Source organism: Sphingopyxis sp. GW821-FHT10B01 (genome assembly GCF_059415685.1).
This window is the reverse complement of the sequence record NZ_JBWKNS010000003.1, coordinates 308,334-328,924: the sequence shown is the minus strand read 5'-3', so window position 1 is coordinate 328,924 and position 20,591 is coordinate 308,334. Positions and strand designations below refer to the sequence as shown.

At 65.2% G+C, this 20,591-nt stretch carries 14 protein-coding genes; 2 read left to right on the top strand and 12 right to left on the bottom strand.

Going from position 1 to position 20,591, the window contains the following annotated elements:
- Positions 1–104: 104 nt before the first annotated feature.
- The 12 genes from AC07NV_RS10480 to AC07NV_RS10425 form a co-directional block, all read right to left on the bottom strand.
- Entirely contained in the window at positions 105–1,562 is a 1,458-nt protein-coding gene (locus tag AC07NV_RS10480; RefSeq protein WP_495166289.1) for an MFS transporter, read from the bottom strand.
- A complete protein-coding gene (locus AC07NV_RS10475; RefSeq protein ID WP_495166288.1) occupies positions 1,559–4,111 on the bottom strand; it encodes an alpha-L-rhamnosidase-related protein in 2,553 nt (850 codons plus the stop codon). The genes AC07NV_RS10480 and AC07NV_RS10475 overlap by 4 nt, the downstream gene beginning before the upstream one ends.
- A gap of 138 nt (positions 4,112–4,249) precedes the next feature.
- Positions 4,250–6,535 (bottom strand): TonB-dependent receptor, encoded by a 2,286-nt coding sequence (locus AC07NV_RS10470; RefSeq protein ID WP_495166287.1) that lies wholly within the window; start codon positions 6,533–6,535, stop codon positions 4,250–4,252.
- Between the two features lie 114 nt (positions 6,536–6,649).
- Positions 6,650–7,111 (bottom strand): hypothetical protein, encoded by a 462-nt coding sequence (locus AC07NV_RS10465; RefSeq protein WP_495166286.1) that lies wholly within the window; start codon positions 7,109–7,111, stop codon positions 6,650–6,652.
- A gap of 79 nt (positions 7,112–7,190) precedes the next feature.
- The gene (locus AC07NV_RS10460) at positions 7,191–8,414 is read right to left on the bottom strand and encodes a DUF3089 domain-containing protein (RefSeq protein ID WP_495166285.1); all 1,224 of its coding nucleotides are present in this window, start codon (positions 8,412–8,414) and stop codon (positions 7,191–7,193) included.
- 152 nt (positions 8,415–8,566) lie between these two features.
- The gene (locus tag AC07NV_RS10455; protein WP_495166284.1) at positions 8,567–9,241 is read right to left on the bottom strand and encodes a hypothetical protein; all 675 of its coding nucleotides are present in this window, start codon (positions 9,239–9,241) and stop codon (positions 8,567–8,569) included.
- A gap of 58 nt (positions 9,242–9,299) precedes the next feature.
- Complete coding sequence (locus AC07NV_RS10450) at positions 9,300–10,421, bottom strand: DUF2817 domain-containing protein (protein WP_495166283.1); 1,122 nt, start codon at positions 10,419–10,421, stop codon at positions 9,300–9,302.
- The gene (locus AC07NV_RS10445) at positions 10,421–11,578 is read right to left on the bottom strand and encodes an MFS transporter (RefSeq protein ID WP_495166282.1); all 1,158 of its coding nucleotides are present in this window, start codon (positions 11,576–11,578) and stop codon (positions 10,421–10,423) included. Before AC07NV_RS10445 ends, AC07NV_RS10450 begins: the two co-directional genes overlap by 1 nt.
- Positions 11,568–13,043: an aldehyde dehydrogenase family protein gene (locus tag AC07NV_RS10440; RefSeq protein WP_495166281.1), complete on the bottom strand. Its 1,476-nt coding sequence runs from the start codon at positions 13,041–13,043 to the stop codon at positions 11,568–11,570. Before AC07NV_RS10440 ends, AC07NV_RS10445 begins: the two co-directional genes overlap by 11 nt.
- Complete coding sequence (locus AC07NV_RS10435) at positions 13,040–14,641, bottom strand: GMC family oxidoreductase (RefSeq protein WP_495166280.1); 1,602 nt, start codon at positions 14,639–14,641, stop codon at positions 13,040–13,042. The genes AC07NV_RS10440 and AC07NV_RS10435 overlap by 4 nt, the downstream gene beginning before the upstream one ends.
- Complete coding sequence (locus AC07NV_RS10430; protein WP_495166279.1) at positions 14,638–15,822, bottom strand: amidohydrolase; 1,185 nt, start codon at positions 15,820–15,822, stop codon at positions 14,638–14,640. The genes AC07NV_RS10435 and AC07NV_RS10430 overlap by 4 nt, the downstream gene beginning before the upstream one ends.
- Positions 15,823–15,920: 98 nt before the next feature.
- On the bottom strand, positions 15,921–16,847 hold the full coding sequence (locus tag AC07NV_RS10425; protein WP_495166278.1) for a helix-turn-helix transcriptional regulator: 927 nt from the start codon (positions 16,845–16,847) through the stop codon (positions 15,921–15,923).
- Positions 16,848–17,093: 246 nt separating this feature from the next.
- Here AC07NV_RS10425 and AC07NV_RS10420 point away from each other — a divergent pair, with 246 nt between their 5' ends.
- The gene (locus tag AC07NV_RS10420) at positions 17,094–19,415 is read left to right on the top strand and encodes a TonB-dependent receptor (RefSeq protein ID WP_495166277.1); all 2,322 of its coding nucleotides are present in this window, start codon (positions 17,094–17,096) and stop codon (positions 19,413–19,415) included.
- Positions 19,415–20,581: a DUF3089 domain-containing protein gene (locus AC07NV_RS10415; RefSeq protein ID WP_495166276.1), complete on the top strand. Its 1,167-nt coding sequence runs from the start codon at positions 19,415–19,417 to the stop codon at positions 20,579–20,581. Before AC07NV_RS10420 ends, AC07NV_RS10415 begins: the two co-directional genes overlap by 1 nt.
- Positions 20,582–20,591: the final 10 nt, after the last annotated feature.

Below are 20,591 nucleotides of genomic sequence, written 5' to 3'. Positions count from 1 at the left end.
ACGCTCGCTTGGAACCTGATTATAAGAGGGCCGATGACTGTGGTCGGCACGTAAGCACAGCGCTCGCCGGGATGCCAATATTTAGATTTGCGATGCGGGAATGATTACGCCGCCGGGCTCGCCGCCCGCCGCCGATCGTTCAGCGCCGCGATATTCCGGGCATGGGTTTCGCGGTCGATGCGGTATTTCAGGATCGCGAAAACCGCCATCAGCGAAAACAGCGCGGCGCCGGGGCCATAGACAAGCCCGAGCAGGTTCAGGCTGCGTTCGGGCACGTCGCCCGCGCCGAGGGGCGCGCCGGCCTGTTTCGGCAAAGCGATGAAGCCGAGCAGGAGCCCGGCAACCAGCGTCCCGCCCGCCGACGCCGCCTTGTTGGCAAAGGCATTGCCGGCCGCAAAAAGCCCTTCGCGCCGGGTGCCGAACAGCAGTTCATGCTGATCCGCCACATCGGGGCCCATCGCGTTCATCGCGATCCCGGCGGAGCCCATGAACATCCCCATCATCAGCGAAAATATCGTCAACAGGGTCGCGAGGCTGTTCCCGTCGAACGGAAGGAGCCCGGCGAGGCGCAACAGGACCGGGGCCGACTGGCATGTCAGCAGCGCCGAAATCCCCAGGATCAGAACGCTTCGCTTCTCCATTCGCGCGAGCAGCAGCCCGCCAAAGGGCGCGCCGAGGAACAGGCCGAAGAACAGCGTCATGGTGACGGCCTGTACCTGTTCGCCGTTCAGCCCCCAGAACAGCGTATTGGCATGGATTCCCAGCACGCTGTTGACCCCGAAACCGACGAAGAACAGGATGTTCGTCGTCAGCACAGAGCGAAACGCCGGATTGCGCAGACATTCGGCGAGCTCCTTGAAGAAGGCGGAGGCCGAATGGGGCCGGGTTTCGGGCGCATGTTCGCGCTCGCGGGTCGCCAGCGCCGTCCGGCAGGCGACCAGGCCGCCACCGATGATGATCAGCGACAGCGCGAGCGCGAACGGGGTGTACTGGCCGCGTGCCATCAGGCCTTCGGGTCCGGCGAAGAACAGGCCGAAACCGAGCAGGAGGCCAGCGATGCCGCCCGACATGAAGAAGAACCAGCGCAGCGTCATCAGCGTCGAGCGCGCGCGATAATCGTCGGTGAGCTCGGCGCCGAGCGCCGTCGCGGGCAGCAGGAACAGCGACACCGACACGCGCAACACCACCGACAGGAAGGCAACCCAGACGAAGAGTCCGGCGCCGCCAAGCGCGGGCGGCAGTGAAAAGAGCAAAGTAAGACCCAAGGCGATCGGCACAAGCGCGGCGAGCATGAAGGGAAGCCGCCGGCCCAGCCTCGACCGGCAATGATCGGACGCCGAGCCGATGAGGGGATCGGCGATTGCGTCGACGACCAGCCCCGCGGCGATCGCCGCACCCGCGAGCGCGGGCGACATCCCGACCACGCTGGTCAGGTAGAAGAGCAGGAATATGTTGAGCGGATGCAAGGCGGTTCCGTCGACGAGGCCGCCCGCCGCGAAGCCGAGCTTGTGCCGAAGCGGCAATCGGTGTGTGCGGGCCGCCGCCGCAACATGGCTGGTCACAGGGCGCATCGAATGTCTCGGCACGATGTTTTCAATTCGACAAAATCCGCATGGGTCACGCCATCCTGATCGCGGCGCGACTGCAGGGCAAAGCCGGGCGGCGCCACCAGGTCGAACGGAATCGATCCGGCGCGGATCACGGCGTCGAACCCGCTCGCGTTGCGGCGCAGTTCGACCGAAATCTCCCCGCTGCCCGCCGGCACGACGCCCTCGGCGAAATCGAGATCGAACAGATCGGGCATGATCCGCGCCCGGGTAAAGCCGGGCTTGGCGGGTGCCACACCCAGCAGGTGGCGCGAAAGGAAGTGCGTCGGAGAGGCCGAAAAGCCATGACAGAGGCTGGCCCATGGCGTGATCGCTTCCCAGAGCGTGGTCGATCCGGCTTCGATCATCGGCGCGTATCGTCGCCTGATATTGTCGAGAGCGGTCGCACCGCGGCCATGCCGGGCCAGCGCCTCGTTGACGAAATGGCTGTAGAAGGTGTTCGCGACAACGGCCCCATGTTCCTCGTCGAGCGGGGTTCCGACGGGAACCACCGGCGGGGCGGGGGTCACTGTTTCGCGTGCGGGATCGGTTGCCCAGTCGAATGCGCGTGCGATCCGGTCGGGCGCGGCGTCGCCCCACAGCGCGAGCGCGGCGATGCCATGCTGCGACGTCCGTCCGATTTGCCTGCCATCGGCCGGATCGACCATATCGACCCACACGCCGCGCCGTTCGTCCCAATGGTTGGCGTCCAGTCGGGTCGCAATACAACGCGCGCGCTTGGCATAGATGCGCGCTGCCCGCTGGTCCTCCAGCGCGCGCGCGATCGTCGCTGCGGCGTCATAGGCGCCGGCGAGCTGTGCGTTGAGCGGCAAGGCCTGATGGTCGCGGCCGAGCCCCGCCCAGTCCATGAAGTGCCAATAGGGCATGTCGACGACCAGCCCATTCGGCCCGGCAATCCGCTCGAACCAGCCGAGCGCCTTGCGGATCGAGGGCCAGATATAGCCAACCGTCGCAAGGTCGCCGGTGAGCTGCCAATGGTCGGCCGCGCACAAGATCCATTGCAGCGTCCAGTCGGGGATCAGGCGTGCGTTGTGGCCATGATCGCCCGGTGCGAACATCTGGGTCAGGCCGTCGGGGCGTTGGCTTTCCGAGGCCTGCACCAGATATTTGGCGGTCAGCGCAGCGGCCGAGCCGCCGAAGGCCGCATGCGCGGCGAGGTTCTCGACCGTCACATCGCCCAGCCACTGGCGCTGCTCGCGGCTCGGGCAATCCTCCCACGCGTCGTGCATGCACTGTTTGAGCGTATAGGCGCCCGCTGCCCATAGCCGGGTCAGGACAGGGTCCGAGCAGGAGAAGCGGCCGCGTTCCTCGACGGGATAATGGGTTTCGATCGCGCCGAGCCGGCGAATGGCGACGCCCGCCGGGGCATTGCGCACCACGACGTGCATATAGCGGATGGCGCACCATTCGAAGCGCCGGAAATCCTGTCGTCCCGGACGCGCGACATAGCGGCAAAGATGAGCGTCGGTGCCGATATAAGGTCGTCGCTCGATCCGCGCGTCGTTGGCGACCTCCCCCGACCATTCGCCGGGCAGGCGTTCGGCGCACGCGATCTCGATCACCTCGCCGCCGTTAGCCTCGATCTCGAAACAGGGATGCCCCGAGAAGATGCGGCCGAAATCGATCGTGAAGGCGGTATCAATGCCGTCCGTTGTGCGGATCGTGGTGGCAGCGTCTCCGTCGCGGAGCACATCCTCGAGGCGATGCGCCGCGCCTGATGATGCCGTGACGAGCTGCTCGTCGTAAAGCCGCAGATGCAGCGGCAGGTCGGGCCGCGAGTGCTGACCCTTGACCCAGCGAATGCTTTGTCCCCGCACCTGAATTTCGCGAAGTGCGGGAATGCCGCGGGGCAGCAGGATGGGAAAGGGGCGGACGGTCATGCCCTGATACAGCGACTCCGGGCCTCCGCCGCCCGCAAGCAGAGGACGCGCGAGGTCCCAGCTCGCGTCGTCAAAATCGGGCGCCGTCCAGTCGGCCGGCAGGCGATTGGCGTCGAGCGCTTCGATGAAGCCCAGGCTGTGATTGGCTTGCTCGACATTCTGGGCCCAGGCGAAAGATTGCGTGCAGCGCCACGTCCGGCGGGTGTCGACGACCGGGCCTTCGACCCAGAGTCCGCCGTCGCCGAAGACGGGCCGCCATAACCCGCGGACCCCTTCGTAAAAGGCCGTATCGACGCCATAGGTGTGGATCAGCACCGCCACGACATTCCGGCCCGGCTGCAGCGCGGGCGCGATGTCGTACGTGTCGTAACGCTGGGCGAGGGGACTGCATCGGACCGGGCCGCGTCCTTGTTCTTCGCCGTTTACATAGAGGATGTAGCGCCCGTCGACGGTGATGCTGGTCGGGGCCGTGAGCGGTGCTGCCTCCAGTTCCACCTCGGTGCGGAACAGGAACCACCGGTTCTTGCCATCGTCTCTTTCGGGCAGGTCCCGTGAGGCTAGCAGCCAGTTCTCGGCGATCGGCTGCTGCGGCGTCCAGATGAACGGGGCACGAAAAAGCGTCATGCTGCGGGCGCCGCGAAAGGGCCGATCGGGCTGAATGTCAAGAAAGCCGCCTTATTCTCGAATGAGTTTCAATCTGCGGCGTGTGTCGCCGAGGGGGAGGCGCGGCCACGACCCTGTGGTCGCGGCCGCGCGCGTCGATCAATGGCGGAACCGCAACGTCACGCCATAGGTTCGGGGCTCGTTGACGAACACGGCGAGGCTTCCGCTGCCGCCCGGGGTGCCGATGCCCCCCAGAAAGGTGTTTTCCTTGGTCAGGTTGCGCCCCCAAAGCTGGATTCCGATGCCGTTCCGCAGAGCAAGCTCTACGCTGGCGCCCAGAAAGTCGGTGTTCCCATTCCGGAACGCCTCGGTCAGCGGCAGATCGGTGTAATAGCTTGTCGCGTGGCGCAAATTGACGTTGCCGAGCAAGCGAACCTCGTCGCTGAGCGGCTGGTCGAGGCTGACGCCGCCGACGAGCGTCCAGCGCGGCGCGTTGGGCGGCGGCCGGCCGGTGAGGTCCTGGCTGGGAACGACGCTGCCGGCGGGCGGCGGAGCGCCCGGGAAGCTCAGATATTCTGCGTCGAGATAGTTCACACTGGCGCTGAACGAGAGCGGCTTGACCGGGCGATAGAGGATTTCCGCCTCGACACCGCGCGAGCGGACCTTGGCGGCGTTCAGGGTGAGGAACGACGATGTCTGGCTGTTGAAGGCCTGAACCTGCTGGTCGTTCACGGTCTGGGTGTAGACCGCGATATTGGTACTCAGCCGATCGCCGAACAGTCGGAACTTCGCGCCCGCCTCGAACGCGTCGGTCGTCTCGGGGGCGACCGACGGCTCGGCCGGATTTGTCAGAAGAAGATTGATCGCACCGGATTTATAGCCGCGCGCATAACGAAGATAGAAATTGGCCGCGGCGCTCGGCTGCCAGGCGATCGTCGCCGACCCCATCAGCGCGTCGTCGTTCCGTTCTGCGTCGCCCGGGAAGGAAAAGGAGCCGGGCGCGACCGTGACATGCCCCGTCTTCTTTTCGCTGAGGTAACGCAGCCCGCCGGTGAGGCGGAGCGTGTCGGTCAGATTATAGGTCGCCTGACCGAAGAGCGCGCCGCTCTTCGCCGTTCCGGTGCCCAGCGAGTCATAGAAGGTGATCGTCCGCGCGATCGGCTTGATCAATATCTGTAGCAGGTTGAGATCGACCGTTTTCTGGTCGAAATAATAGCCGCCGATGACGAATTCGACCGGGCTGCCCGCGGCATTCTGAAGCCGGACCTCCGCCGACGTCTCGCGGACATTGCTCGTCGGACTGGACCGGACGCTCATCATCGCGGAATCGACGCCGTCGATGTCGAGGGCGGAACTGCCCCGGAAGCGCCGGTGCGCACCGATCGCCGTCAGCGTGAGGTTGCCGAAATCCTGGTCGATCTGAAACGAAACGCCCTTATCCCTGGCTTTCTCGCCCGAAGGCGTGTCCTGCATCGTGCGTCGGTCGAACGGCCGGTAAAAGGTGCCGCTGCTTGCAGGATTGCTCGGCGACACGCCGGGGGTGCCAGGTGTCGGGGGGGTGTAGCCGATGAACCCGCCGCGTACGTTGAACGAAAAGGGTGTCGTGACGGCGGCGTCGGAAACGAACAGCGGCACATAGGAACAGCAGCTGTCGTCCATCTGCGAATAATCGCCGATCAGCCGGACGCGGGTTGCGTCGGTCGGGGTCCAGTAGAGCTGGGCGCGGATGCTCTGGCGGTCGCGTCCATTGCTTCGGCCGCTCCGCAGATTCGGGGCATCGAGGTAGCCGTGGTTGTAACTTTCGGCGACCGCGATGCTCAGCGCGAGCTTGTCGGCGACCAGCGGGACATTGACCGAAAGGCGCGCCTGGATCGTGTCGAAATTGCCGTAGGTGCCCTCGGCATAGACGCCGAACGCATTTGTGTCGGGAAGCGTGGTCGAGATATTGATCGCGCCGGCCGAGTTGTTGCGACCGAACAGGGTGCTCTGTGGTCCGCGGAGCACCTCGACGCGCTCGATGTCGAGCAAGTCCTGCAACGCGGCACCGGGCCGCCCGCGGAACACGCCGTCGATATAGACGCCGACCGATTGCTCGGAACCGCGAACCGCCGTCCCGATCCCGCGCACGGTGAAGATGGCGTTGCTGGGGTTCGAGGTCTGCGACACGCTCAGGCTGGGCGATACCTCCTGGAGGTTCGCGAGATTGCTGATGTGCGCGGCCTGGAGTCGGTCGCCGCTCAAGACCTCTACCGACGCCGGCACTTTCAGCAGCGTCTCCGTCCGGCGCTGGGCGGTGACGATGATCTCTTCCAGACTAGTATCGGTCACCGGCGCCGCGCTGGAGGGGGGCGCTTCATCCGCACTGGCCGCCTGCGCGGCGCCGGGCGCCGCCAGCAATGCCGCACCAATGGCGAGCGTCGAACTCATAATCGAAAATTTCTGCATTGGAAAAACGCCTCTCCCTCTCATGGGCGCTCCGTTGCGCGCCCCCACGACCTTTTTTCAGCCGTTGCGATCCAATATCATAAATTAACTGGTCGTCCAGCCAGTTTTTTAAATTCAATCGAGACTGCGCGACTTCGCGTTTCCGGCATCCTTCGGGGAGAGGGGTTGGATTCGGGACGGGGCAGGCGGAGTACAGACATGCACAAGGATAGCGAAATCGGGACCGCCGTCGTCGGTGACGACCTGGCGGAGTTGGCTTAGCCACACGAAGCGGCGCGAGGTTGCGGAGCCGCTGTCGACACGCTCGCCGCACACGATCAACCGCTCCTGATCGACGATGCGGAGATCGTGAAGGCGTGTTCCGGGTTCCGCAATGGTCTCCAGAATCTGTCGTTCGACCCAAACAAATGCTTCGGTTGGAGCATCGGTCGCCGGGAGCGAGACCGCCTGCACCGTGACAGTAGCATTTTCGTCCGTTTTCGACCCTCTATCGATATTCCACCAAAATAGTCCGGACAAAATGAGGATGGCCGAGGTGACGAGCGCGAGGCGTGGTAATGCGGTTTCGATCTGCATTTGCTGTTTGTCTCTATGCAAAAGTTGAACGACTTGGCGCTTCGGATGGCGTCGTTCAGAAGCCGAATGCACGGCTTGATCACGGCGATGGGCGCCTTGCCGCGACAAGCGAGACCATGTCCTGCATCGGAAATTGCATGTCGAGGACATGCAGCCCGACATCGCCGATCAGCAGCTGGGTAACCCAGTCGAGGAGATTTTTGGAAAGCTTGACGATCCCGCGGCGCGGATCGGTCGGATCCATCTCCTCCCTGATCGAAAAGAAACGCATTTGGGTATTCGTCCCCGCGGTGCACGCGCCGCTGTAGGCGCCGCTCAAGCGTGTAAAGGACTTGGTCTGCGCGTCGTCCCGGACGAAGCCCGACGAGTCGGCGGCGGGCATCAGCAGCGTTCCTTGCAACAGCTTGCGCCCGCTCCGGCGTGCTTCGGGGGAAAGCGCGAGGTCGTCGAGGGTGGCCGGGTTGACGCAGACCCGTTCCTGGCCCGCCGGGGTCGGGACGCGCGTATCGGTTGTGGGGTCAGAACCCTCGGCATAGCTGCCAAAGGCGATGAAACAGCTGATTTCCCCCGGCTGGGTGCAAACCGGTACATTGGCGAAGGTGCCGCCGACCTTCTGGCCGATCGGCACATTAACCGGGATGCCGGCGAGAATTCCAAGCAGCAGCTTTTGACGAAGTTCGGGTGAGCTTTCGAACCTGCCCTGAATCATCCTGATCAGCATCTCGCCGCCCTGCGAGTGCCCGATCAGCACGATTTTGCGCCCATGGTTGTGGTTCGCCAGATAATAGTCGAAGGCGGCGAGGACGTCGGAAGCCGCTACCTCAATGTACATTTGCCGGACGAATTCTGGCAAGGCATAGGCGCCAATCGTCGCCTGCCGGTATTGCGGCGCGAACACCCGGCACTCGCTTGCGAATGAGGCCGCTTGGGCCGCGGTCGCCGCCTCGATCGCGCTCCTGTTCATATAATAGGGATCGGGGTTGCCCGGGATGAGGTTCAGTCCGGCCGTCGGATAGACATAGAAGCAGTCGACCGTGCTCGAGGTGGCTGGCGGCCGCGGCGGAACGGGCACCGACGACCCGTTGGCGAGCAGTTCGATCGCCTGGAGGTCGCGCGAACAGACATCGTCGCGTCCGGGCAGGCATATCCAGCGGTTGGCATCGGCATATTTCGCGTAATTATTGGCGCTTGATAACGGAAGCACCTGGGCATTTGCCGGGCTGTGCCCCGCCGCCATCGTGAAAGCCGCTGCGATCGCGGCTATGCGCCGCGACAGGGAAGCCACCTTGGTTCGCCTCAACATAGAACATCCTTTCCCGCTCGATGCCGATCAAATTCGAGGTTTGATTTCCTTTCCCGGGGGCTTTCCACCAGTGGCCTGCGAGCGGAGCGATAATGCATGAAAGCGTGCGCTGATCAATTACTAACTGATTGGCCAGTAAGTTTATTTTGGCTTCAGTCGGGTTCGGGAAGCGCGCCGAGCTGCGCCCGATAATTTTCGATCAGGGCAGGGTTGGCATCATCATGGTGCTTGTCGATAAATGCCGCCAACGCGTCCCTGTATTCCGCAATGAAGGCGCGGTTGTCGGGGCTGGCGGCGAATTGCGCGGCGGCTTTTTCGACGGGCTTGCGATCCTCGCCGATCCGATATTTTTTCCCATAGGGCGAGAGGTCGCGCATGATGACGAAATTGCGCGGAAAGTCCGGAATATAGCGAACCACGAACCGCTCGCCCTGCGGCGGGATGAGGATGGCGTTGGTGATCGGATAGATGCTGGCGGACATGGTGTCGAACCCCGCGATCACATCGCGGCCGTCCGCAGTTTTCATCACCGCATCATAGGCCCAAATGCTCTGGTCGTTCAGGGTTGAACTGGTTTCTTCGGACTGGGTAATGACGGCGGTTCCATCGATCCCGAAAGCCTCAAGAAACAGCGCGTTGAAGATGTGCGCGGTGAAGATGTTGATCTGGCCATAAAGGAAAAAGGGCAGGATCAGAATGTACCAGCGGGCGCGGCCGCTCCACCTCGCCAACAGGTGGGCCAGCACCACACCCACGGCAATGATGAGGGGCCATGACCAGAAGGGATGGTGGGTGAGGAAGTAGAGGATTGCCGACAGGGTGCCCATCAAAGACCTGACTGATAGAGGGGGCGCTGCCGCGCATTATCGGCTGGGGCCGGCCTTCTCATACGTGCCGGGCGCGGGCTGGCCGGACATCCTGTACGCGCCACGCGTTCAGACCCCGCAAAGCCGCAACATGCATCGAACGGCCGATCTCGACCACGCTCCTGCGCCAGGCGGCGTCGGCCGGATTATAGGCCGCGCGCAATCGCGCTCGCAGTGTCGAGCGCATGCGGGCATCGTTCGGCCCGATCCCGAGGCGCAACCATCGATCGATCATCACCGCTTCGAACGCTTCGAAATTCGAGACGGTTCCGATCTCGATCGGAGCCCCCGCAATTTCGATGTGCGGCGCCAGCCGGCGCAGGCCGGGCAGGAGCAGGCCTGACCAATCGGGCGTTTCGCCCGATTCAAAGGCCTCGTCGTCCGATTGCAGATCCTGATCGGCCCACCAGCGCGCCATCCGCGCGCGCGGCTCTGACCCGGGGGCGTCGAGGGCGACGACCAGCGGCCGGCCATAATCGCCGAAACCGGTGTGCCATTCGAGATAGGCCATGCGCCGGCAGCGGCCGAGCTCGGTTTCGACGATATGCTCGAATATCCGGTGCGACGGCGACGGGCCGATCCCGCCAAAGCCGAGACCATCGGCATGGCTGTGCTGGCCGCCGGTAAAGGCGGTGAGCGCGCGTGCGGCGCCCCATTCGGCGCTGAGCGCGCCGAACAATTCGCTTGCCCGGCCCGGTAGCCCCGCATCCCAGTGATCGGGACATACGACGCCATGTATCCGGGCATAGTCGGGATTGGGCCGAAGCGGCGCCCCGAAATCGCCGAAATTGCGCGAGAGATCGACATTGTCGGCATCGACCCGGTGCCCGTGCGACAGCCCCCAGGGGTTGAGCGCGTGGACGATCACGACATTGCAGTCCGCGCCGAGATCGCGGGGGTCGAGCGCGGCGGCGAAGGCGCGCTGCGCGGCGGACCCCGCATGGCCTTCCGCACCATGCACGCCGGAGATCGACAAGAGGGTGCGGGGTGCATCGTCCGGCCCGATCATCGCCCAGTCGACCGTCAGTTCCTCGCCCTGCGCGCCGGTCCCGGGCACCGTCGCCGAGGCGAGCCGCCCGCCCAGCGCCGATATCGCCGCGCGAAAGGCGTTCCGTGCCTCCGCATAGCTTTCGGCAAACATCAGCGATCCGCCGGAGCGCGCGCCGCCGCGAAGAGCGGCACGGTGAACAGGAAGCTCATCAGATAGAGCCCCGCCGCCAGAAAGCCGATCATATGCGCGCCGTGGTCGGCCAGTGTTGCGCCGATTGCGGGTCCGACCGCCGATCCCAGTGCGAGAAACGCCGCCCCCATGCTGCTCCACCGGCCGCTGCGATCGAGCTTGGCGATCGCGCCGAGGATGAAGGGCAGGCCAAAGAACCACGCGGTTTTGACGATCACCGCGCCGGCCACATAGGCCGTCATGTCTGGCACTGCGAGCAGCAGCGCCGAGACAATCAGGCCGGCAAAGGCGAGGACGTTGGGGCCGCGCTGGCCGAACCGCTGCCCCGCGGTCATCGACAGCAGGGCGCCTGCGATCGCGCCCAGCACGGAAATCCCCAGCAACAGGCCGACCTGGCTGCGGTCGAGACCGACCGCCAGCCCCATGCGTTCCTGAAACGACCATAATGTGGTGTGACCGGCATAGAGGCAGAGCAGCGCGAGGGCGCCGCACGCCGCGGGAAGATTGATCGTTCGTCCGCGCGCCGCCGCGATGCCGGTCGCTTCGGCCGGTGGCGCAGCCGGCGCCGGCGGGATCAACCGGGCGCATAGCAATCCGATGAGCGCGGTCAGCGCGAGCACCGCAACGATACCCGCGAGGCCGAAGGTCTGCGCGATCCATCCCGACAGGCTCAGGAGGACGGCGGCATAGGCGAGGTTGACGAAGGTGGCGATCGCCCAGACGCGTTGCGGATCGGTGCGTCCGGCATAGGCGGCGAACACCGCCGACGCGGTAAATCCCATCGCGAGGCCAAAAGCCGCGCGGATCGCCAGCAGCGGCACGAAACCGCCCGCTTTCGCGGTCAACAGGCTGGTGGCGATCATGATCGCGAGGCCGGTGGCCGCCAGCACCGGGCGCCGCGCCCGGTGCAGGATGAGGTAGAAGAACAGCAACCCGAGAGCATAGGCGCCATTTTCCGCGGCGAGCGCGAGGCTCGCCTGCGACGCGGTGAGGCGAAGCTCGTCGATATAGAGACCGAGCAAGACCGGGCTCAACGTGGCGCTGGTCATCGCACCGGTGCCGATGACGATCAGCGCGGCCAGCGTGGCGCGCGATTCGGGTGGCGTATCAGCCCGCATAGGTGATCGCCTGGGGCGCGGTGAAGGCCGACAGGCCCGTCAACCCGCCCTCGACTCCGAAGCCCGACTGTTTGCGCGGTTCGAACGGCGTGCCCAGCGCCATCCCCGGCCGGGCGGTGGGCGTTGCGATCACATCGACCGACCCGACCCGAAGCCCCGCGGCGATCCGCTCGGCGGCGTCGCGATCCGCGCCCCACACTGTCGCGCCCAGCCCGTACGGACCGTCGTCGGCCAGCGCGATCGCTTCGTTCAGGTCGTCATATTCCTGCACCGTCAGCAGCGGGCCGAATATCTCTTGCTGGACCAGTTCGCCGTCCTGCGCCGCATCGAGTATCAGTTCGGGTTCGGCGTAGAAGCCATGAGCCGGCAAGTCGTCCCGCGCGGTCGACAACGGCACAACCCGGGCGGTCTGGTGTGCAATCTCGCGAAAGCGCTGGACGGTTTCATATTGCGTGCGGCTGGCGAGTGGCCCCAGCCGTGTCGCCGGATCGCGCGGGTCGCCGACCGGCCAGACCGCCGCCGCGCGGAGTCCTTCGACCGCGGCTTCCAGCCCGCCTTTGGGCACCAGCAGCCGGGTGCGCGCCGCGCACCATTGGCCGGTGTTCCAGAAGGCGGCATGAAACACGCCGGGCCAGATCGCGGGCTCGCCGATCATGTCGGGCAGCACCAGTTGCGGTGATTTGCCGCCGCATTCCATCATCACCGGCTTGAGCGATCGGGACGCCGACGCCTGGATGATGGCCCGGCCGGTCCGGGTCGATCCGGTAAAGGCGATCATGTCGATGCCGGGATGCGCCGCAAGCGCCGCGCCGGCGGTATGTCCGGCGCCGAGCACGACGTTCAGTACGCCGTTCGGAAAACCCGCTTCGCTGGCCAGTTGCGCGAGCAGCACCGCCGATCGCGGCGACAGTTCGGACGGTTTGAGGACCAGTGTGTTGCCGGCCGCGAGGATCGGCACGATCCGGATCAGCACATTGGCGGTGGGGAAGTTCCACGGCGTGATTGCGCCGATGACGCCCCGCGGTCGCCGCGCCGCGCCATCGGTGCGATCCTCGAGGCCCGGGATCATGCTGGCGTAATAGCCGATCAGAAGCGGACCCTGCGCGATCAACGCCTTGGCATCGGTGATCGGACGGCCGACTTCGAGCGTTTCGAGCCAGGCCAGCTGATCGATCTCTTCGGCAATCCGCGCTGCCCAAGCCAACAGCAAGGCGGAGCGGCCGGCGGCGCCGATCCGTGCCCACTCGCCGGAGAGCGCCGATCGCGCCGCGATCACCGCGGCATCGATCGCCGGTGCGCCGCCTTCGTCGAACTGGCCAAAGCTGTCGCCGGTCGCCGGATTGACGCTCTGGATCGAGCTCGCGCCGGATATCCGGGTTTCGCCGTCGATCCAGCCATGCGCCAGCGCTTCGGAAAGCGGCTGGTCCCAAGCCGGAAGGTCCAGTGTGGCGGCGGCGGAACTCATAGGGGCATTCCAATCAAATCTGCGGCCTTGTCCCCGATCATCATCGCGGCGGCCTGGGTGTTTCCGCTGATGTGGCGCGGCATGATGGAGGCATCGGCGACGAACAGCCCGTCGACGCCGCGAACCTTGAGCTGCGGATCGACCACCGACGCGGCGTCCGAGCCCATCCGGCAGGTGCCGACGGGGTGATAGATCGGGCCGGCAAGGCCGCGGATCTGCCGCTCGACCTCGGCATCGCCGGCATCGAGATCGGGCCAGCCGATCCGCTCCACGACAAACGCGCGGAACGCCGGCGCGTCGACGATCCGTTCGCACAGCGCGACGCCGCGCCGCAGCGTCGCCATATCCTCGGGCGCATCGAGCAGCTTCGGAAAGATCAGCGGCGCGGCGGCGGGATCGTTGTTCGCCAGGTCGATCCGTCCCCGGCTTTGCGGATGGTTGACGCTGGCGACGACGCTGACCATCGGAAACGGCGCGAGCTTGCGGTCGCCGCCGCTGCCGACATGGCCGAACGGGGTCAGATGAAGCTGGATGTCGGGCGATGCCAGCCCGGGCATCGTCCGCGCAAAGCCCACGGCCTGCGCGGTGGGGTTCGCGGCGGGTCCCTTGCCCGCGAGCCATTGCAGCATCGCGCGCGCCATCCCCGCCAGATTGACCTGCTGGTTGAGCGTCGGAACCGAGACTTTCAGGCCCATCCAGATGCCGGCATGCTCCATCAGGTTGCTGCCGACCTCGGGGGAGTCGGCGACAACCGCAATGCCGAGTTCGCGCAGCCGTGCGGCGGGGCCGATGCCCGACAGCATCAGCAATTGCGGCGTGTGGATCGCGCCGCCCGACAGGATGACACCCCTATGCGCGGTGACCGTGTGGACGGTGCCGTCCTGCTCATATTCGACCCCGGTCGCCCGGCCGTCTTCGAACATCACCCGCCGTGCCCGCGCGCCTTCCAGCATGGTCGCCGCGCCGCTCGCGATGGCCGGTTTCAGGAAGGCGGTAAAACTGTCGTGCCGGCGGCCACCCCGCGCCGAACTTTGCACATAGCCGATCCCGTCCTGGCGTTCGCCATTGATATCGGGATTGAAAGGCAGGCCTGCCTCGCCCGCCGCCGCGATGAAACGGGGCGTCAGATCATGGACATAGGGCAGCGGCGAAATGTGGAGCGGTCCGGTGGCGCCGCGAACCTGCGATTCGCCTTCGGCGCTCGTTTCGATCCGCCTGAAATAGGGCAGGACATCGCGATAGCCCCAACCCGCCGCGCCGAGATCGCGCCACGCATCGAAATCCTCGGGCGCACCACGGACATAGATCATCCCGTTGATCCGCGTGCTGCCGCCGGGCCCGAGGCCTCTGGGCCAGTCCTCGGTCCGGTCGAGCCGGGTGGGGTCGGGTTGGGAAACAAGCTTCCAGTCGTAAAAGGGGTGGCCGTTGGTGTGGATGGTCGCGGCGGGGATCGCTTCGATCCTGAGCCGGCCCGCGCGTCCGGCTTCGAGCACCGCAACGCGGGTTCCGGGGGTGCCCGCCAGCCGCCCGGCCACCGCGCATCCGCTCGCGCCGGCACCGACGACCACGAAGTCGAAAATCTCGTTGTTGCCGGTCATGCCGGTTCGTTCCGCGCGCCGAGCTTGAGATCGACCATCTTGAGAAAGAAGCTCGCGCCGATGGGCAGCAATCGATCCTCGAAATCATAGTCGGGGCTGTGCAGCATGGGCGTATCCTCCGAGAGGCCGGTGCCGAGCAGGACATAGGCACCCGGAAGGCGTTCGAGCATATAGGCGAAATCTTCCGAGCCGGTGACGGGCGGCATGTCGCGGATCACCGCGCCGGTGCCGAGAATGTCGTCCAGTGCCGACGCCGCGATAGCCGCTTCGCCGGCATGGTTGACGGTCGGCGGAAACAGGAGGTCGAAGGTCACCTCGCAGGATACATCATACACAAGGCCGACACCCGCGCAGCGCCGGCGAAGTTCGGCTTCCAGCGCCTGCATCGTCGGGGCGTCGAACGCGCGCGCGGTTCCGGTCAGGCTCACGCTTTCGGGGACGACATTGAACGCGCCGCCGCCGTTGATCGAGGCCACGGTCATCACCGCCATGCCGCTCGCCTGCGTTCGGCGTCCGGGCACCGCTTCGATCAGCGGCACGAGATTGGCGGCGGCCGATACCGGGCTGGCCGTGAGATGCGGGGTCGCCGCATGGCCGCCGCGCCCCCTAATCTCGACCTCGAAACGCGCGGCGCCCGCGCAGGCGGGGCCGGCGTGCACCGCCGCAGTGCCGAGCGACAGGGGCGGCGCATTGTGGAGCGCGAACACCGCGTCGCAGGGAAAGCGATCGAACAGGCCGTCGGCGATCATCGCCGGTGCGCCGCCAAGCCCTTCCTCTGCCGGCTGGAAGATCAGATGGACGGTTCCTGCGAAATCGCGCCGCCCGGCCAGCACCCGGGCGGCACCGAGCAGCATGGCCGTATGGCCGTCATGCCCGCAGGCATGCATCAGGCCGGGGCGGGACGAACGATGCGTTACTTGCCCCTGTTCCTCGATCGGCAGCGCATCCATGTCGGCGCGCAGCCCGATGTTCGGTCCTGCCCCTCTATCGCCCAGGATCACCCCGACCACGCCCGTGCCGCCGATGCCGATATGGGTTTCGATGCCCCACGAACGCAGCCGGTCGGCGACGAAGGTCGACGTCTGCACTTCCTCGAAGCCCAGTTCGGGATGCTGGTGAAAGTGCCGCCGCCAAGCCGTCATATCAGCGACGAGCGGGGCGATATCTCGATCCAGGTTCATGGTGGCTCCAACGGTCGAACGCCTCCCGGACAAAGGGGCGAGCTAGGCGACCTTAGGCCGACATGCCGGCGCGGCGCTTATGGCTGCGACGGGATGGATTATGACGGCCGCACTATTTGTGTGGCAGCTTCGCGCGCCAGCGACGGGCTGATCCCGAAATAGGCTTTGTAGGCGAGCGAGAAATTGCTCAGGTGGCCATAGCCACAGCGTTCGGCGATCTCGCTGATCGACATGTCTTCCTCGCCCAGCCAGGTGCGGGCGCTTTCCATGCGTTCCCTTTGCAGCGCCTGTCCGATCGTCTCGCCATAAAAGGCGCGGAAAATGGTGTTCAGACGGGTCCGGTTCGTGCCGACCGCGCTGGCCAGTTCGGCGATGCCGAGCGGCTGGTCGAGACGTTCCGCCATGATCGCACGGACTTGCTGCACGCGGCGCACCTCGCGTTCGGTGAGGCCATGGTCGTCGGAGCGCTTGAACTGGCTGATGAAGAAATCGAGCAGTAGGCAGGTCATCTCGTCAATCCGGGCCCGCTTGTATCGTTCCTGCATCCATGGCGAGCGGCGTGCATCGAGAATGTCCGAAGCACAGAGCGCCGCGGCGCGCGGCAGCGCATAGCGCCGGAACAGGAGGCGTTGATCGAGGAAGTCGCTGGCCGCCTGAACCTCGTATCCGCTGTCCTCGAATCCGGCGATCCGGCCGTTGCCGAGGCGTGGCAGAAACAGCGTCACCGAGCGCTCTTCGGTGTCCTCATGGATGATCTGCCGCTTGACGACGCCCGACGGCTGATGGGCAATGACCAGGCACTCCCCGGCAATCTCGGACGTCGGGGCATCGTTGAACTGATATTCTCCGGCCCCGGTCAGTTGCACCTTGAACGTCAGCCGGTCGTCGCCGATCACATGTTCGTCGATCTCGCCGCGGGACCGGCCATCGATCACCACGCCGCTGATGTCGTCTTCGCGCAGGAACGGCTCGAAGCGCCCATTTACATAATGCGGGATTTTCCCGTGCTGTTCTGCGAGCGCCATCAATCTTGTCCCATAAGCAGCGTGCCTGCGTCCGGTTTCGCATGAAAACCGGTCCATGCCAAATTGTGTCGAATATCGTATCGAACGAGGGCGGGCGGTTGATTTTCTGCGCGCGGCATAAGCTGGCCGCGCCTGTGCATAATAGCATTTGATGAAAAGGCGTCGATGAGTGTCGCATTGAATGACGCGCGCCAACCCAATGTGGCGTGCAGGGCGCGGGGCGCTCGATTGGGACGGAGGATTGGCATGCGATATTATCTCGGCGGAACGGCTTGGACGGCCTGCGCACTTGTGGCGATCGGCGGTTTCATTCCGTCGGCATCGGCTCAGGAGCAAACGCAGCCTCAACTGCAGGAAGACGAGGCGACGTCCGGCGACATCGTCGTGACCGCGCGCAAGCGTAGCGAACGCCTGCAGGACGCGCCGATTTCCATTTCGGCCTTCTCCGAAGACGATCTGCGCGAAGGCAATGCACGCGACTTCAAGGACGTCCTCCGCAAGGTGCCGGGTGTGTCCTTCTCGGGCGCCGAGCTGGGGCAGAGCCGCTACAGTATTCGCGGCGTCAGCACGACCTCGCCCAGCCCGACCGTCGGCATCTATCTCGACGATATATCGCTGCTCAGCGCGTCCAATGCCTTCAGCGGCGCAGCCGATCCCGTCTTCTTCGATTTCAGCCGGGTCGAAATATTGAAGGGGCCGCAAGGCACGCTTTACGGCGGCAGCGCGATGGGCGGCGCGATCAAATATGTCAGCCACGCGCCCGAGCTGGGGACCACCACCCTCGACACTGCGGCGGGCGTCGCGACCACGCGGCACGGCGGCATATCCTGGAATGGCGAGGCGGTGCTGAATGTCCCGCTGTCCGACAAGCTCGCGCTGCGCACCGGCGTGCTCTATCGCAGCAACGCCGGCTATGTCGACAACATCGCCAATGGCACCGTCGTCGATGTGCGGACCAGTACGACCGCGCCGCCGGCCGAACTGACGCCGCTCGCGCATCCTTCGCTGAGTACACTGGCCGACGACAATCAGAATTCGGACCATGTCTTCGCGGTCAAGGCCGCGCTGCTGTGGCAGCCCGACGACACGCTCGATATCACCCCGTCGCTGTTCCGGCAGGCCTATCGGCAGAAAAACACCGGCGCCTTCTTCACCAATCTTCCCGGCCTGCAGAGCTCTTTCCGGCTCAAGCAGCCGACCGATGACGATCTCGGTGTCTATTCGCTGAACATCGCAAAACGGCTCGGCGATGTCGATATCACCTCGCTGACCGCCTATGTTGATCGGTCGGTTGCATTTGATCGCGACTATTCCTTCTATATTGCGACGCTGGTTCCGACGCTGTTCGGGGTCAATTCACCCAATGCGTCCAACAGCAGCACAAAGACGTTCAGCCAGGAACTGCGCGCGGCGTCGGCGGACCCGGCGGCGCGGCTTCGCTGGACCGCGGGTCTCTATTATTCGCGCCAGCGCGACGAACTCGACCAGACCGTCAATTCGATTGGCGTCGGCGCGTTGCTCGGGACCGGCACCGACACCGTCTATCATGGCAATAGTGTCAGCCGGCTGACGCAATATGCCGCCTTCGCGGCGCTGACCTACGAGATATTGCCGCGCCTCGAGGCGACCGCCGCGCTGCGCTATTTCAACATCAAGCAGACGATCGAGACGCAAGGCGACGGCGTGCTCAACGGTGGCAATACCCAGGGGAGCGCCCGCACCCGTCAGGACGGGGTCAATCCGAAGTTCGAGCTCGCCTTTCGCGCGACGCGTGACAATCTGATCTATGCGAGCGCGGCCAAGGGCTTCCGCCCCGGCGGCGGCAATCCGTTCGCGGTGGCGCCGGACCAGTGCGAGGCCGACCTGGCCAATCTCGGCCTGTCCTCGGTGCCGGTAAGTTACAAGTCGGATTCGCTGTGGACCTATGAGGTTGGCAGCAAGAACCAGTTGTTCGACCGCCGGCTGACACTGAACGGCGCGGCCTTCTACACCGACTGGAAGAATATCCAGCAGAATGTCTTTCTGCCCGGCTGCGGATTCTCGTTCAGCGGCAACGTCGGCGGTGCCGAGATCAAGGGCGCGGAATTGAGCAGCCAGCTTGCGCTCGATGCCCTGACGCTCGGCGTCGCGGCGAGCTACACCGATGCCAAAATCTCCAAAAGCGCGGCGGGGGTGTCGGCGGATGTCGGACAGCCGGTGCTCGACACACCCAAATGGATCGTGAGTGCCAATATGGCCTATCGTATCCCGCTTGGCGGCGACGTCACTGCAACCGCGCGCGCCGATTATCAGTATCGCAGCTCGAGCCTCAGGATGTTCGAGGACAGCTTTATCGTCAACACCCCGACCGGCCCGGTCTCGGCGAACAACTTCACCCAGCACCAAAAGGCCTATGATGTCGTCAACTTGGGGTTGCTGGTCGATACCGGCGACTGGCAGGTTGACCTGTTCGTCAACAACCTGCTCGATAAGACGCCGCTGCTCGACCATAATGTCGTCAGCGGGATGGCGGCGGCGGTCACCTTGCGGCCAAGGACGATTGGCGTGGGCGTGCGCCGGCAATTCTAGTGCGCCGACGGGGGATATGGAAGAAAGCGGCGCTGCTCGCGCTGGCCGGGGGCGGCGCTGCGATTCTGTTGGGCGTGGCCGGCGTGGGCCCGGTCGCGACCCTCATCGCGACCTTCGGATCGCCGTCGCAGCCATTTGACGCCGCGCATGTTCCGCCCGAGCCCGATTATGCCCGGGCCGATGCGTGGCTGGCGTTTCCGGGGCGGGGCGGGTTGGAACGCTCGACGCCGTCGGGCGTGGTGGCGATCGACGAAACCGACGCCCCGGCCGACGTCTTCTTCATCCACCCCACGACCTATCAACAGAGCGATGTCTGGAATGTCGCCTATACCGAACGATCCGAATTCGACCCCGCCGTGCTGCTGGGGCAGGCCAGCGCGTTCAACGGCTGTTGTCGCATTTACGCCCCGCATTACCGTCAGGCTTCGCTCCGCGCGCTGGAACGCAGCCGCCCGGCCGTGGTGCTGGCCTATGACGACGTTGCGCGGGCCTTTCGCCATTATATCGCGCATGAAAATGGCGGTCGTCCGTTCGTGATCGCGGCGCACAGCCAGGGCGCGATGCACGCGGTCCGGCTGCTTCAGGCGGAGATTCTCGGCACACCGCTGCAGGAGCGGCTGGTCGCGGCCTATGTCGTCGGAGCCTATGCGCCGTTGGATTTCGGAACGATCGGTCTGCCGGTTTGCGACGGGCCCCGCGAAACCGGCTGCATCCTTTCGTGGAACACCAGCCAGACGGGCCGCACCGGCGCCTTCCGCCTGATCCGCGACCAGAGCTATTGGTGGCGCGGCAGCGAAAAGAACAGTGGGCAGCCGCCGGCGATCTGCGTCAATCCGTTGACCTGGCGCCGGCAGGGTACGGCTTCCGCCACCACCAATCCGGGCAGTCTGCCGTTTCCCGAACGACCGGCTCGCGACGAGGGCAGGAGCCTGCCGGCGCTGACGCCGCATCTTACCGGCGCGATGTGCGACGAAGGCCTGCTCAAGGTCGATATTCCCTGGTCCGCGCCGAGTGGTTTTCGTGACATTCTGAGCTTGCTCTATGGCAGCTATCATCTCGGCGATTACGGTATCTTCTATGCCGCGATCCGGCGCAATGCCGCAGAACGCGTCGACGCTTGGAGAGCGCTGCATCGGAAGCCGGCCGCCGCAGGCTCGACGTCGTAGAAAGCTTGGC